At 41.1% G+C, this 15,412-nt stretch carries 10 protein-coding genes and 1 pseudogene; 7 read left to right on the top strand and 4 right to left on the bottom strand.

The annotated features are described in order from the left end of the window. The coding region (locus D1Z90_RS19620; protein ID WP_198419272.1) for an exodeoxyribonuclease VII large subunit at window positions 1-1,315 on the top strand (1,315 nt) is incomplete at its 5' end. 11 nt (window positions 1,316-1,326) lie between these two features. Then, window positions 1,327-1,545 carry an exodeoxyribonuclease VII small subunit gene (gene xseB, locus D1Z90_RS19615; protein ID WP_119912491.1) on the top strand — a complete coding sequence of 73 codons (219 nt, stop codon included), beginning with the start codon at window positions 1,327-1,329 and terminating at the stop codon, window positions 1,543-1,545. 61 nt (window positions 1,546-1,606) lie between these two features. Here xseB and D1Z90_RS19610 read toward each other — a convergent pair whose 3' ends face one another. The 3 genes from D1Z90_RS19610 to D1Z90_RS19600 all read right to left on the bottom strand — a co-directional run bounded on the left by D1Z90_RS19610 (window position 1,607) and on the right by D1Z90_RS19600 (window position 2,935). After that, window positions 1,607-2,146 (bottom strand): hypothetical protein, encoded by a 540-nt coding sequence (locus tag D1Z90_RS19610; protein WP_119912490.1) that lies wholly within the window; start codon window positions 2,144-2,146, stop codon window positions 1,607-1,609. A 6-nt stretch (window positions 2,147-2,152) separates the two neighbouring features. Continuing rightward, entirely contained in the window at window positions 2,153-2,503 is a 351-nt protein-coding gene (locus tag D1Z90_RS19605; protein ID WP_119912489.1) for a hypothetical protein, read from the bottom strand. An 81-nt stretch (window positions 2,504-2,584) separates the two neighbouring features. Beyond that, window positions 2,585-2,935, bottom strand: a complete 351-nt coding sequence (locus D1Z90_RS19600; RefSeq protein ID WP_119912488.1) for a hypothetical protein — start codon at window positions 2,933-2,935, stop codon at window positions 2,585-2,587. 440 nt (window positions 2,936-3,375) lie between these two features. Between D1Z90_RS19600 and D1Z90_RS19595 the strand changes: the two genes are divergently transcribed. Continuing rightward, window positions 3,376-4,182 (top strand): hypothetical protein, encoded by an 807-nt coding sequence (locus D1Z90_RS19595; RefSeq protein ID WP_119912487.1) that lies wholly within the window; start codon window positions 3,376-3,378, stop codon window positions 4,180-4,182. Between the two features lie 2 nt (window positions 4,183-4,184). Then, window positions 4,185-5,168: a tyrosine-type recombinase/integrase gene (locus D1Z90_RS19590; RefSeq protein WP_119912486.1), complete on the top strand. Its 984-nt coding sequence runs from the start codon at window positions 4,185-4,187 to the stop codon at window positions 5,166-5,168. Between the two features lie 95 nt (window positions 5,169-5,263). On the opposite strand, the pseudogene D1Z90_RS21785 reads toward D1Z90_RS19590, so the two are convergent. Then, window positions 5,264-5,985: pseudogene (locus D1Z90_RS21785) on the bottom strand (transposase); the annotation flags it as partial. A gap of 390 nt (window positions 5,986-6,375) precedes the next feature. On the opposite strand from D1Z90_RS21785, the gene D1Z90_RS19575 reads away from it, so the two are divergent. The 3 genes from D1Z90_RS19575 to D1Z90_RS19565 form a co-directional block, all read left to right on the top strand. Then, window positions 6,376-8,784: a penicillin acylase family protein gene (locus D1Z90_RS19575; RefSeq protein ID WP_158587199.1), complete on the top strand. Its 2,409-nt coding sequence runs from the start codon at window positions 6,376-6,378 to the stop codon at window positions 8,782-8,784. Then, a complete protein-coding gene (locus D1Z90_RS19570) occupies window positions 8,784-10,463 on the top strand; it encodes a cyclic peptide export ABC transporter (protein WP_119912482.1) in 1,680 nt (559 codons plus the stop codon). Before D1Z90_RS19575 ends, D1Z90_RS19570 begins: the two co-directional genes overlap by 1 nt. 240 nt (window positions 10,464-10,703) lie before the next feature. Further along, window positions 10,704-15,412: non-ribosomal peptide synthetase (locus D1Z90_RS19565; protein ID WP_119912481.1), on the top strand; the 4,709-nt coding region annotated here is incomplete at its 3' end.

The following is a 15,412-nucleotide window of genomic DNA, read 5'->3' as shown; positions in this document are numbered from 1 at the left end:
AGAATCACTTCCATGTATCGTGCTCAATGATCTGATCGCAGTTTTCGAGAAAGGTTCCCTATTTAGTCAACAACGCCCAGTCATAGCACCAAGTAATGCAGCTGGTCTCCATGACTTCAAGACAAAAGCTGACTTATTGCAAAAATACAACCTTTGTCATTTCGATTACTTTTATGCACTTTTCCAAGGTGAGCGTCGGGTTGATACTATCACGGCTGCGTTTTCAGACTTAGTCCACAACGAAACTAACTATGATTGTGTATGCATTATTAGAGGGGGAGGTGATGCAGCTAGTTTAAGTGAGTTAGCTGAGTGGAAAATTGCTCTAATGGTCTGCCGATGTCCATATCCTGTCTTTAGTGGTATCGGTCATGAAAATGACGAAATACTAATTGATGAATATACCTGTAGAGCATTTCCAACACCATCAATGGTAGTTTCATATATTTACGATACCATATCTTCCAATGCAAAAAGTGCACGTAGCAGTTTCGACTATATATCTAAAACTATAAGAATGTTGATTGACTCTCATTATAAAGAGTGTGAGGCATATAATACTACTGTTTTAACTAGAATGTGGATGATAACTAAATCATGGCGTATTGAGATTGAGCGTTTAGAAAGTAAAGTTTTCAATACCTCCTGCCAAGATCTATCTAATTTTCGGTTATTAGTTGCAAATAATTTTAATCATATGATGAGGTTGGCTAGTTCTGAAATCGATACACAAAGGAGTAACTCATCTGCTAACTATGAATGTATTAAAATGAGTGCTTACAAGGTAACACATCTTGCTAAATTAGATATCGTGAAGGCTAAGGTCGATATTGATAAGCAGAGTTATGCTTGCATTGATAGGGCTAAGAAAGAAGCTGTAGCTCGTTTTAATATCATTCAGGTTTCTTCAGCGAAAGTGATTTCAGAATGGAGAAGTTCATTGATTCAAGCCTGGTTAGGGCTAAGTTCGCAAGCTAGGTATCAACTAGGAATGGCGAAGCAACGCCTAAATCAAGAAAATAATAACTTGATATCAAATACTGAAAATAGTATTTTTTCATCAAAAATGGAAGTGGATGCTCATTGGTTTAACGCTAAGAAAACTGCTGATAATGTGATTGGAAGAGCGCGAGACAAGGTTGTGATGGAGTATAAAATCATTGATGCTTATGATCCTCAAAGAATACTAGAGCGAGGGTATTCTATTGTTTACATGAGTTGTGGTAAAGTTATGAAAAATTCAGGAAATATACCGAATGGAGAAAAGATTAAAGTTCGTATGAAGGATGGTTTTTTTAAAGCAACAATCAACTAATAAGGAAGGAAATGAATAAAAAAACTTTTACTTATATGGAGAGTTATCAGCAACTTAAAGATGCGGCTGATAAACTTTCCCAGCAAACAGTTCCGGATGTTGATGCAATAATTCCTCTAGTGGAACAAGGTAGTAAAGCGTACTTACATTGCTCCTCTCGGATTGATGAAGTAGAGAAAATGCTAAAAGAGATAGAAAGTAAAACTAGGAAAAAAAATGATAACGGATAAGATATATAATATTCTGCTTGTATTGTTAATATAGGATTTATTTAAAACAACAAAATTAGTATTAAACTATTTCTGAATTTTTTATTCTTACTAGTTCTGATACTATAAGTCTTAATTCCTCATAGCTGGCGTTTATCCCGTTCTTTAAAGAGAATTCATATGTGGGCTTTAATTTAATTCCTTCCTCAGTAAAGATATATGTTTCGAAATGGTTTGCTATGAGATCAATTTCGTTATCATTTAATTCTGTAAAATACTCTAACTCTAATAGAGTTATCAGATTATTTTGTATGCATGATGATGCGTAAGTTACAAGAGTTTTCTCTTTGGTTTGCATTGCTCTAGACGTTTGCTCAAAATTCAGGCCTTTTAATTTAAAATGATAATAGAAGATGAGGGTCTTTCTTTTTAGCTCTTTTATTTCTTTTTTATCTTCATATCTTGATAAAATGTAAAAATTAGAAATAGGGGTTACTCTAGCCTTAACACCTTGCTTTGCCATTTCTATTGCAGAAAGATTAGCTTCGCCGAAGTTTTCATATAGATGAAGTTTTTCTTTAGAAATAAGTGTTCTCGACTTTAGAAGAGATAAAATTTTCATTTCTTATTATCCATGTGAGATAAGAATGAAGCTAGACAGAGTAAGGCATATTATTCCGGCGATAAAAATAGAAATTCGTAATAACCTCCTTTTATTTATATTCTCTATCAACCTAATCTTTTTTGTTATTTTATAAGATACATAGATCAGAATTAATGAAATAGCTGAACCAAGACCTTGAATATCCCTTGTTGCTGCATCTTTGAGAGCCTCTGGTTGCTTAGAAATATAGTCTATAGCATAGTAATTTAAAGGTATCATACAGATCAATTTAATTATTGAAAAGATAGCTAGGCCGGTGAAAAAAGATGAGAGCAGCATCTTAGACTTCATCATAAAGCTCTTTTTTTCTTTCATATAAAATAATCCATATTTTAAAAATATATTCCATTGATTTTTAAAAAATAACAAATTGACACTAATTAATCAAACTGATTTTTATTTATCTTTTAAAACTAAAAAGTCAAGAGCATCCGCGATTGTGCAATTATTCTCATAGCTCACTTTAGACAATACTTCATAGGCTTGATTAGATATCTTAATAGTGGTAACGGCACTGGATCTTAACTCAGGTTTAATCCTTGTCAGCCGATTTGCACGGATCGCAGCTTTTAACCTGCGGAGTTCTAACTCCGATAAGGCATATTCACACCAGGCTAGAGTGGTTTTTTGATCATCTTCAAGCGAAAACCATTTTGTTGACCGTTCAGAGTTTTCTATTCCCATTTTCTTAGAAAGATATTGGTGTAAATAATCATAATCTTGTTGCGATTTTATATACCTTGCCATACTCAGACTATCTTTTAAGTAGTTTATTGTTTATTTATTACACTGCCCCTCGTGAGTTTTGAGGGATTTTAAAGAGTAAAGATACAGATATTTTATCAAAAAGGCTATAAATCACAAACGTTATACACTCACACTTTTGACGATAAAATCTGCTTTATTCAAATCCATGTCTCATCTGCGACTGACTCATTCAATTTTTCCTTCTTAGCAGGTCGATTTACGACCAACAACAGGTTCATGACTTCTTTTTATCAATGCACTATAATTACACTTATCGTGCATTGATAAATTGCGAAACGACTTGGCTTCACTCTCTGATGACTTTGAGTGCTTTATGGGTGACGTGTGGTAAAAATTGGATTCACCTACTTAAAAGATAGTCTAAGGGTTTGATTTATATTTATGTATATCATTCATGCTATACACATGAGGAAAACGCGATGAGCAATCATCTCGATATACTGACTACCTCGCCTTATGCGGTGAAGTTACCCCAAGCATTTAGGCAAGAGTACGAGGCACTGCATCGCGTGCAGTCTCTGTGGATCGACGCATGTCAATCCAATGGCTGCCAAGTCTTTTCCATTGGGCAACAAACGGCGCGTCATATCGTGATCACCAATCGCGAAAACTTACCGAACGTGGATGAAATTGAAATCGCGGCTTCACGCCTCAAGCAAGGGGTGTTGAAGTTAGCAAGTAAACAAGGAAAGTCTCTCAATATTGGTGCCAGAGCACTTCACCCTTTGCAATGGTATAGCGCACAAGGGCGTTTTGGGTTTGACGATATGCCTGACCACGCGGTATCAAAAATACATATCACTCACCAGACTGCTTATCGCGGGAAGTATCAGCCTGCTTCAGAAGCACTGACCTGGATGAAAGATAAGCAGCGCCGGCTTACTGATACTATCGAAACCTACCGTAATAATTTCCAATACCAGCGCTTAACCGAAGCTGAGAAGCAGCTTGAACAACTCGAACAAGATACGCAGTCTCTTAACGCTATCTTTAAAGAGCATGGCAAAGATTCTTTGCTCTATAAATTCAAAAGTGGTCTTTCTGAAAAATATCGGTTTTACGATCAGAAAGGGAACAATTATCGTTCGAGCGTTGCCCGCATTGCTCTGGTTTATGCTCATTCTCATCTTCACCTCGAGCAGGCAAAGCCAAGGTCCAAGCCTTCACAACATCACCACTTGGTTGATTTGGGCAATCTTTGTCTCTATAAGAAAAGGGCAGGGTGATCATGGCGAATTTAATGCACATTCCTTCGCATACGCTCATTGAAAGTTTAGGGGTTTCAGAGCAATTTAGTCAGTATGTTTCTCTGGCCAGTGAGGCATTATCGGAAAATACTCAAATTGCTTATCGCGGAGACTGGCAACAACTGGGCCAATACCTTTACCATCAGGCGATTTCGCTCCCGATGTCGGTAGAGCAGGCAATCGAATTTTTGGATTACTTGGCGCAGTTAAATTATAAATCAGCGACCATTACCCGAAAAACGGCATCACTGAGCGTGCTTCATGACTCATGTGGCTACACGCAATCTCTTAATCCAACGACGCATCAGGCCTTTAAACTCAAACTAAAAGGCATCAAAAAACGCTTCGGCGTCGCGCAGCAACAAGCAACACCGCTTCGTATCAAACACTTAGAGCTGCTGGAATACTTGTATACGCAAGCCCCCATAACAGTGGCCCAAGTGCGAGATTTACTGATCTTAAACCTCGCCTTCGATGCCATGTTACGACGACAAGAGTTGGTCAATATTGAAGTCGGACATATCCAATACGCGGAGACAGGTGAGGGTGGTACGCTCTATATTCCTTTTTCTAAAACTGACCAGGAAGGGGAAGGCACATACGTGTGGTTATCCTCCAAGTGCATGCATTATTACCAGACTTGGTTAACGATGACAGGCGTTTCACAAGGTCAGTTACTTCGAAAGCTGACGAAGCACGGCAAAATTTCTAAACATTCCAAGGTTACAGATACTACGATTTACCGGACCTTTAAAAGAGTTGGGCAATTGCTTTCTACAGAGCAAGAAATATTGAATTTTTCGGGGCACTCAGGACGAGTAGGCGCAGCAGTTGAGCTCACCAAAGCGAAAACCTCATTAGCTGAAATACAGAATACAGGACGATGGAAGTCACCAGTGATGCCTGCTCGTTATTCACGCCAACTGCAGGCAGAGCAGTCAGCGATGGCTAAATTGAGGCCGTAAATTCCCATCAAGAGCCGGAAAAACTCGGTAAAAAAACTTACAAAAACTGTGGCCAATTTTACTTAACCACTACACGCTGATACCTTTCGCGTCACACTTCGACCGCGATGATGTAGCTGCCCATTCGCTTTTAATACCCGATAAACGTTGGTTCAGAGCCATAATACTCATCATTATCCAACAGCGATGGCACATCTGTGTCGGTGGCAGACTGGCATATTTCGCCAAGTTACACTTGGCTTGCTCGGCTTCCGTTAGCTTGTTCGCAGGCACCGGAGGAGTCGCATCCGGCCGTTTATCAGCGGTGATTTTGACATCACAATACCAGCCGTCGATAGGTACGTAAAGTGATCCCAACTTCATGGCAAGCATCATTAAGCCGAGCACCAGAGCGATTCGCTTCTTGTATCCATGACACATATTTTGTGCGCTGTGGGACAGGCGTTAATCGTCCTCGCTGGCGTTTTACTGCAAGCGCTTGTTCGCGAGAACTTGTAAAACCTCGTAGGGAGTCTGCTTTCCATGCTTTAACTTGGTCAACATACAGCCCTTTTTCACGGCAATACTCACTTAGCTCCGCTTCATTTAAGCTGGCGGTTTCAATAACAGTGGCTAGCTTAGCCTCAGCAGACTATTGATCAGATGTTGGTTTATTTCCGGGCACAGGACGACCTTGTTGTTTGGCTTTATCACGCCAATTATACAAAGTTTGCAGGCCAATCCCTTCATTTCTAGCAACTTCAGCCACCGTCATATTCAAGGGAGGTAATAATTTATTCAAAATCTGTTGCTTTCGTTCTTCACTATAGCGCGGCACAATTAAGCCCTAACGCCCCCCAATTGGTTAATTTTTAAGTAGTGTCAACTATCCTGCCAGAGGGGGTTACTGGCTCACTTCCTTTTCAAAGTGGAATCCCGCCCTGAGGCTCAATGGAGCAAAGGCCCGTCAGCATCCAAAGATGAGTAATCGATAAAATACTATCTATATCTAAAAAATTCATTTTGTTAGGTGGGATATAATTTATTTTTTATGAATTAGAAGAAAAATAACTTTTTCTTAGTTGTTTTATCGTCTTCAAGGCTGAGTGTAAATATTAAAATGTGATGAATTTAAAAGTTCACGCTTTTTAAAATCACTTAATATTGACATTTAAATTATTAGATGTTGATATTGATGCGATTATTAGTATTAATGGATGGAGATACAATGAGTAATTACCCGTTGTTGTCGCGTTTCGCGATATGGGTCGCTCTACCTTTTGTCGGACTGTGTTTATTTGTATATTCTCATTTGCAGTCCAGTATTTCTCCTCTTGATACAGATATTGTACTTTCGGGTTTGGATAATTCTGTTAAAATATCTCATGATAGTTACGGCACCCCCTCTATCGTAGCGACCACTGATAACGATGCCTTTTTTGCGCTCGGTTATAAACATGCCAGCGACCGTATGTGGCAGCTTGAACTGCAGCGCCGAATTGCCCAAGGACGATTAAGCGAAGTGTTTGGCCCTGACAGTCTTCAGGCCGATATCTGGATGCGTACCTTAGGCTTACAAAACGCTGCCGAACGTTCATTGCAATACCTAACACCAGAGGCAAAAAAGGTGTTGCTGGCCTATCGCGATGGTATTAATGCATGGCTCGCAACCACGGCCAGCCTTCCTGTTGAGTTTCAGTCCTTAAATATACAACCTGAGCCCTGGCGCATAGTGGACTCATTGAGCTGGCAGAAAGTATTTTCGCTACAGCTTAATGGCAATATGTACAATGAATTGAGAAGGTATTTGTTGCGGGGCAAGTTTACCGCAAATCAGATGCAATACTTTTACCCTTATGATCCCGTTGACACAGTGGAAAAAAATACCCAACCGATCTCAATAGAGCTACTGGCTCGGCACGATACTATGAGGTCCTACGGCATTGGCCACCCTTTTTCTGGCAGCAATGCTTGGGTTGTGTCCGGTCAATACACCGCCTCTGGCGTGCCCATGATAGCCAACGACCCCCATCTTGGCCTGCAATTACCGACCCTTTGGTATACGGCTAAATTACGCGGCGATCGATTAGATGTATCAGGCATGACCCTGGTGGGATTACCTGCCGTTGTATTTGGACAAAATCGTGATATCGCCTGGGGGGGAACTAGCCTTGAGAGCGATCAACAAGATCTGTTTATCGAGCATATCTCTGCTGATAACCCCAACCAATATATGACAGCACAAGGGTGGAAGCATTTTGATATTCGCCGCGAAGAGATAAAGGTGAGCGCGGGTTTTCCTGCAGCCCTACGTGAGCCAATTAAGCCTATTGAGATCATTGTTCGCAGCACGGTACGGGGGCCTGTTATCAGTGATACTTTTTCAGACTTAGATGAAGTTCTAAGTCTGCGCTGGGCAGCGCTTGATGCGAAAGATCATACCTTTGACAGCTTTTTAAAACTGCAATATGCAAGCAACTGGCAGACCTTTCGTCAGGCTTTTTACCGCTTTAAGTCGCCGGGGCTAAACTTTGTCTATGCAGACCGAACAGGAAACATAGGTTATCAAGTTGTTGGTATGATGCCAAAACGCAGCGTGGGCATCGGTATCTTGCCACAACCTGCATCAGTGAATAATGACTGGCAAGGTTACCATGAGTTTGAGTTATTGCCGTCAGAATTTAATCCAGAAAAAGGGTTCTGGGTGAGTGCTAACGAAAAAGTGGTGCACAGTCAGGATATAGTCATATCTCACGGGTGGGCACCGTCAGCTCGTCACGACCGTATTACAACTCTGCTTCAACAATACATCGATAATAAAACGGCCATCTCAGTTGAGCAGATGCAACGCATACAACTGGATAATAAGGATTTAACCGCACTGGCACTATTGCCATTTCTGAGTCAGCTTGAGGCGGATGGCGAGCAACAGCAAACTGCAATAGCTGTATTAAAAGCCTGGGATGGAAAATATGCCCCTGAGTCTGTAGGGGCTACGTTACTGACGACCTGGCAGCACTATTTAGTCAAAGCGATATTTGATAAAAACTTGAAATCGAGCTGGCAGCGACCTGGTATAGCGGCCCTCTTAGAGTCAAGTAGTGAGCTATTAAATGGTTTTAAGCTTGCGAAAGTGCTCTCTACCGAGGAGCATGGTTGGTGTGGTAAAGGCCAAGTAACGCCGTGTCAGGCTGAGCTAAAGCTGAGTTTAAAGAGAGCATTAGCGCATCTGGAAAAATTAACTGGCAGTGCCTCGGTGTCAGATTGGCGCTGGGAGAGGGTACTTAAAACGGAGTTTGTACATCAACCCTTTGGCGAAGCGAAAGGGCTGGAGTTGCTGTTTAAAAAAACCACTCACAAAGGGGCGTCACCCAACAGTGTTAATACAGCCAATGCCCTGTTTGACTGGTCTACCGGGTTTACTCAGAATTTTGGTGCGGGATTTAGACAGGTGTTTGAATTAAATAATGAAAGAAGCCACTGGTATATGCTCAGTACTGGTCAGTCAGGCAATGTTATGAGTCCACATTTTGCAGACATGATAGTCCCTTTTGCTAACGGAGAGTTAGCTCCGCTTGTGGATAAGAGCCAAACGTCAGAAATACTTAGCCTTAACGCGCTGAGAGGAGATCTGTAATGGCCTTACTTAGGTTATTTACTAAACATGCCCCCAACAAGGTCTTTTATGCTGTATTGGCGGGGGCATTTTCAGGGATTTGTTATGCTCTATTGATCCCAGTCATCATGTCAGCCCTCTCGTTGACCCCGGACGGGTTATCATTGCAGAATGAGCAGACTCAACAATTCCTGGGTTTTGAGGTCGCTCATCCCAAATTTGCAGCCCTGTTTTTGATACTTTGTATCATTATTCTGTTGCTGCGTACCACCTCTCAGGTATTACTAGCCAGGGTTGGCCTGGATGTGACCAGTCAACTAAGGCAGAACCTCTATCAGCAGATATCAAAGACTTCCATTCCCTATCTGGAGAAAAGCAGCAGCGGCAAGTTGATTCAGTCAATGACGACGGACGTTCAGCGCATTGTTTATGGTGCCGGCTTAATCCCAGATCTATTGATCCAATTTTCAACCCTGTTAGGTCTGATGGGCTTTTTGTTATATCTGAACAGTAAATTGTTTGTTCTGTTGGTAGCTATCCTGGTTTTTGGCATTGTTACTTTTCAAATACCCATGTTATTTGGTTCGCGTTACTTTACACGTTCAAGAGATCACATGGATCTATTGCAAGAAGGATTTAAGGGCCTAGTAGAGGGCGCCAAAGAGTTGAAGTTAAACAGAAGTAAACATAAGCATTTTCTAGATAATCAGCTTCTTAAGCAAGAGAGGTTGGTTATAGGGCATGAGAAAATGGGCTTTACCATTGTGCAAATGGCGCGCAACTACGGTGATTTGATCTGCTTTTTTACAATGGGCATTATTGGTTTTATCTATATAAATTATCACGCCATCTCCGTCAGCGAATTAACAGGTGTGATCATGGTACTGCTCTATATAACCGCTCCCGTTTCCTTTATTTTAAATGTCTTACCTGAGCTTGCGATCGCAAGAATATCATTAAATAAAGTCGAAGCGTTGTTTGATGAGTTGCCAGCAGAGGAGGTAGAGATTAGCCTATCTCCTGTTGCTGAGTGGCAAACTCTGCACTTAAAAGGAATCAGCTATCAACACCTGACCAGCGAGCCAGGAGCAAAAAGCTTTGGTGTTGAACAGGTTGATGCCTGCATTCGTCGTGGTGAAGTGAGTTTTATTGTTGGGGGAAACGGCAGTGGCAAATCAACCTTCTCTAAAGTCCTAAGTTTGCACTACCCAGCGAGCAGCGGCGAGATCTGGTTTGATGATGTGCTTGTTACAGGTGAAAATATCAACAGTTATCGTCAGCAAATCGCATGCATCTACTCTGATTATTATCTTTTTAAACAATTGCATAAAGACTATTCACATACACCTGATATAACTCAGCAGATTAATCACTACCTCGCTGCACTGTTATTACAAGATAAAGTGGAATTTAGTGAGGGGCACTTTTCAACACTAGCTTTGTCGGACGGGCAGCGGCGACGGCTTGCATTGCTAGTGGCCTTTTTAGACGACAAAGCCCTCTATGTTTTTGATGAGTGGGCGGCGGATCAAGATCCCCATTTTAAACACGTATTTTATCATGAAATATTACCTAACTTGAAGTCACAGGGAAAAGCGGTGGTAGCGATTTCTCATGATGACAGATATTTCGAGTTGGCAGATCAAATAATAATGCTCGAAGATGGCAAGTTAAAAAAAGTAAATACAGCAAGCCTCTGAGCGAATCTTATAAAAAATATCGATTTAAAATCTAATAATTAGGAAGAGTGTTTCCTGTCTGTCTATCACTCATATTATAAAGCCAGCCCCTAATGTTAATTACATTGGGCTGTGCGTATCTGAATATCAATTTGGAAATGGTTTTCGATCTACAGTTAAAGTTTTCCATAGCGTTTATTTAAACATCAGCCTGTATATAAGGCTTAAAGGCTTATCGATTTTATAAAGGAAATAAAGGGTATGACGGTTAACAGTGATAATTTACCACTTGCTCCATTAACGTTAACGCAACAAGACATCTATTTTGATCAGTTACATCACGACACATTCCCGCTATATAACGTTGCTGGATATATTAAGCTGTCAAATATTGATACTGATAAGCTAACCAAAGCACATAAAAAGCTAATAAATTGCAGTGATGTTTTTGGATTAAGAGTAGTTAGCCAAGATGATGGCATCAGGCAATATATTTCTAAAGCGAGAGAAACAGAGTTACCTATTATTGATTTTAGCCAGCAGAATGATGCCGAGGAGAAAGCCAAACAGTGGTTAAAAGAGCTTGTTAATACAAAGATAGAAATTGAAAATTCGGAGCTTTTCAGGGCCTATTTACTGAAAATATCTGCTAACCATTATTTTTGTGCCACGGTTGTTCACCATATAGCAATGGATGGCATGGGTATTGCCAATTGGGTTGAAAAGCTAGGACATTATTATCAACAGCTAGATAGCAATATAGAAGAGATATCATGGCTTGATATTACCAAACGGGATCAAAAATATCTTGCCAGCGAAAAATATTTAAAAGATAAAAAATTTTGGGAAAAAGAGCTCGCAGAGCTACCTGATCCCATTTTCTCTATTAATAGCTCGAATTTTCATCGCTATGACTCTACTACCCCAAGCAAAAGAGAGACGATAAAGATAGGTGATAATATACACCATGGATTAGTGAATAAGGCGACTCAATTTGGAGTCTCTATTTCTCAAATGTACCTCGGGTTAACCGCTATTTATTTTTCTAAGGCATACAGTGTTAATGATCTAGTTGTTGGACTTCCAGTTCATAACAGGCGTACTCGTAGTGAAAAAGATAAAATTGGTGCCTTTACCAGTGTTAGTCCTTTACGTTTATCAATTGATGAAAATCTCTCCATGGTTGATTTTTTTGAGCAAATAAGATTAACAACACGAAAAAACTTAAGGTATCAACGTTACCCTATCGGTCATATGCAGCGTGATATGTCAACATCCGAAAATAATAAAACACTCTATCAGATTGGTTTTAATTACCTAAATATGAAGCATGGCTTCACTGTTGGTGAACAGCTTGTCGATTTAGTATATCTAAGTCATGACTATGAACAAACGCCGATCCAGCTAAATGTGTGGGAGCAGGGAGGGGTTGAAATAAAGCTGGATTATAATCTGGCCTACTTCTCAGAACAAGACATTGACTTGTTTGTAGAAAGGTTTGAGTGGTTAATCAAACAGGTATTAGAGTGCCCGCTTAACAGCGTTAATGAACTACAAATTATTCCAGAAAAAGAGCGTCACCAGTTACTGGTGGAATGGAATGACACTACAGCAGACTTTCCGCAAGAGAATTGCATTCACGAGCTGTTTGAAGCACAAGCCAAAGCCAGTCCGCATGCCACCGCGTTGGTATTTGAAGATAAGCAGCTCAGCTACGGTGAACTAAACAAACAGGCCAACCAGTTGGCTCACTACTTGATTACCGAAAAACAGGTGACACCGGACACTTTAATTGGTATCTGCATCGAGCGTTCGCTGGAGATGGTGGTAGCGATGTTGGCTATTTTAAAAGCGGGTGGGGCTTACGTGCCGCTGGACCCAACTTATCCAGAGGCTCGGCTGGCCTATATGCTGGCAGACTCCGGCCTTAGTACTGTTATTACTCAATCAGATTTACTTAAGAAAACCTCTATCAGCGAGGCACAAGCAGTGTGTCTGGATAGTGAGATGGTTCAACAGGAACTCCGACGCCAACTCGTGAATAACCCAGATAAACAGGTACTGGGACTAAATTCCAACCACCTTGCCTATGTGATTTACACCTCAGGCTCGATGGGTAACCCTAAGGGGGTGATGATTGAGCATCGTAGCACGGTAGCTTTTATTTCATGGGCTTTGGACGTTTTCTCTATAGATGAATTAGCGTGTGTATTGGCCTCAACATCAGTCTGTTTTGATTTGTCTGTGTTTGAAATTTTTGTACCGTTATCCAATAGTGGTTCGGTTGTGGTGGTTCAAGATATCCTTGCACTGCAGCAGAGTCACATGGCGCAAAGTATTAGTTTGATAAACACAGTACCGTCTGCGGCAGAAGCATTGCTTACCGGAGGAGCCATACCTGAAGGTCTAAGGGTCATGAACTTAGCAGGGGAGCCATTGAAGCAATCATTGGTAGAACGGTTATATGACGTAGGTATAGGTTTGGTATACGACTTATATGGCCCATCAGAGGACACAACTTATTCTACTTATTCATTAAGAAGAGTTGGTGAAAGAAGTTGTATTGGTAAGCCCATAGCTAACACACAGGTTTACTTACTAAATAAACAACTGGAAGCCGTTCCCGAAGGTATACCTGCTGAGTTGCTTATTGGTGGGAAGGGCCTTGCCCGAGGCTACCTAAATAGAGCAGATTTAACGACTCAAGCTTTTATAGATAATCCATTTTACGATGAATCTAGTTCACATAATAGTGAGCGCTTATATAAAACAGGCGATTTAGTGCGTTGGTTACCGGACGGTAATTTGGAGTATCTGGGCCGAATCGATCATCAGGTGAAAATTCGTGGTTTCCGAGTTGAATTAGGCGAAGTAGAAAGTTGCTTAACACGACTCGATGGAGTAGAGGATGCGGTAGTGGTATCCAAAGAATCAACTACTGGTGATAAGCGTTTAGTTGCGTATGTGGTAGCAGACAATGTGGGTCAGTTGATTACTGACACTGTTGACAGGGAAAAAGATGGAAGAGGCGATACAGCACAGCAAGAGTTTATAACGCTGTTGCGTCAGTACGTAATACAGTCACTACCAGATTATATGGTACCAGCTGCATTTGTCCTGCTTGAGCAGTTGCCGTTAACCCAAAACGGTAAGATAGATCGTAAGGCATTGCCTGAGCCAGAATTCTCAATGCATCAGGCTGAGTATATAGCGCCACGTACTGAGACCGAAAATATTTTGTGTGAGATATGGCAAGAAGTGTTGGGGGTTGAGCAAGTCGGCGTCACTGATAACTTCTTTCAACTAGGTGGGCATTCTTTGCTGATGATGCAAGTGTTTTCTCATTTGCAGCAAACTGGGGTGAATGTTACAGCGAAACAGTTGTTTATGAATCCTGAACTAGCTGTATTAGCATCGTTAATTGAGCAATTGGGTAAAGAAGGAGAGTTACCTTTTGTAGCACCTGAAAACTTAATTTCGGGTGATTGTGATGTTATAACTCCAGCTATGTTGCCGTTAGCATCATTAACCGAAGGCGAGATTGCGCAGGTTGTTGAGCAAGTACCGGGTGGGATAACTAATGTGCAGGATATCTATCCACTGGGGCCATTACAAGAAGGGATTTTGTTTCATCACATGGTGAGCACAAAAGGCGATCCTTACATCCTTCCAGTATTGTTAAAAGTCGATTGTGAAGAGGCTGTTTTTGACTTTATAAAATCGCTACAATTTGTGATTAATCGGCATGATTCATTACGTACGGCGATACTATGGGAGGGTTTGTCTGAGCCTGTGCAGGTGGTATGTCGAGAAGTCACATTACCTGTTCACTGGGTTGATTTGAATGAAGTGGAAGCAGTGCTCGCACATATGCATAGCTTGTGTGCGCCAGATTCTCAGAATATGGGGTTACAGCAGGCACCTTTAATAAAAATTCAGATAGCTAGTGATCCCGAGACAGAACATCATTTCATATTATTACAATTTCACCATATTATTTCAGATCATGTTGGTGTCGAGACTATTAAAAAAGAGCTAGCTCTTTTTTTGGCGGGACAGACACAACAGCTTGATACACCTGTACCTTATCGAGAGTTCATTGCGCACGCTCAATACCATGCTAAGCGACATGATGCGGAAAGCTATTTTCGTGATGTTTTGAGTAATGTTGATGAGCCAAGTACTCCTTTTGGTTTAGCTAATGTACAGGGGGATGGTGGACAGGTAGTTGAATTAAGGGAAACCGTCCCTGACTTTGTTTCTCATCAACTTCGTCAAGTGGCGAAGCGCCTAATGGTGAGCTCTGCTACGTTGTTTCATACAGCGTGGTCGATAGTTGTTGCTGGCTGTAGTGGTCGTGATGATGTTGTCTTTGGCACGGTACTTTCAGGCCGATTGCAAGGAACTGTAGGGGCTGAAAATATACTAGGCGTATGTATTAATACCTTGCCTTTACGAGTCAAATTAAATCACATAACTGTTACAGAGTTAGTATATCAAGTTCATGATTCACTACGTAAGCTACTATCATATGAGCAAGCGTCACTAGCGCTGGCACAGCGCTGTTCATCCCTTGAGGTTGGAGTTCCATTATTCAGCGCCCTGCTGAACTATCGCCATTCGGTGAACAATGATTATGAGTCAGGTATTGCACCAGGGGTAGATTTTATTGAGGGACAAGAGCGAACTAACTACCCTTTTAACCTTTCTGTTGATGATTTTGGCTGTGGCTTTGGATTAGAATTTCAAATAGATGTATCGGTTAACGCAAAAAATGTTGTCGCTTATATGCAAACAACTCTTACGGCGTTAGTTGATGCGTTAACACGTCGTCCAGAGCAACAAATTAACACACTTTCCATCCTCCCAGAGTTAGAACGGCATAAACTACTAGTGGAGTGGAACGATACGGCTGCAGATTACCCGAAAGACAAATGCATTCATGAGTTGTTTGAAACGCAGGTCAAGGC

Origin of the sequence: Motilimonas pumila, assembly GCF_003596335.1 — a bacterium.
GTDB lineage: Bacteria > Pseudomonadota > Gammaproteobacteria > Enterobacterales > CBDFNC01 > Motilimonas > Motilimonas pumila.
Note: the sequence above shows the minus strand (reverse complement) of the source record. Positions and strands in the feature narration are given on the sequence as shown.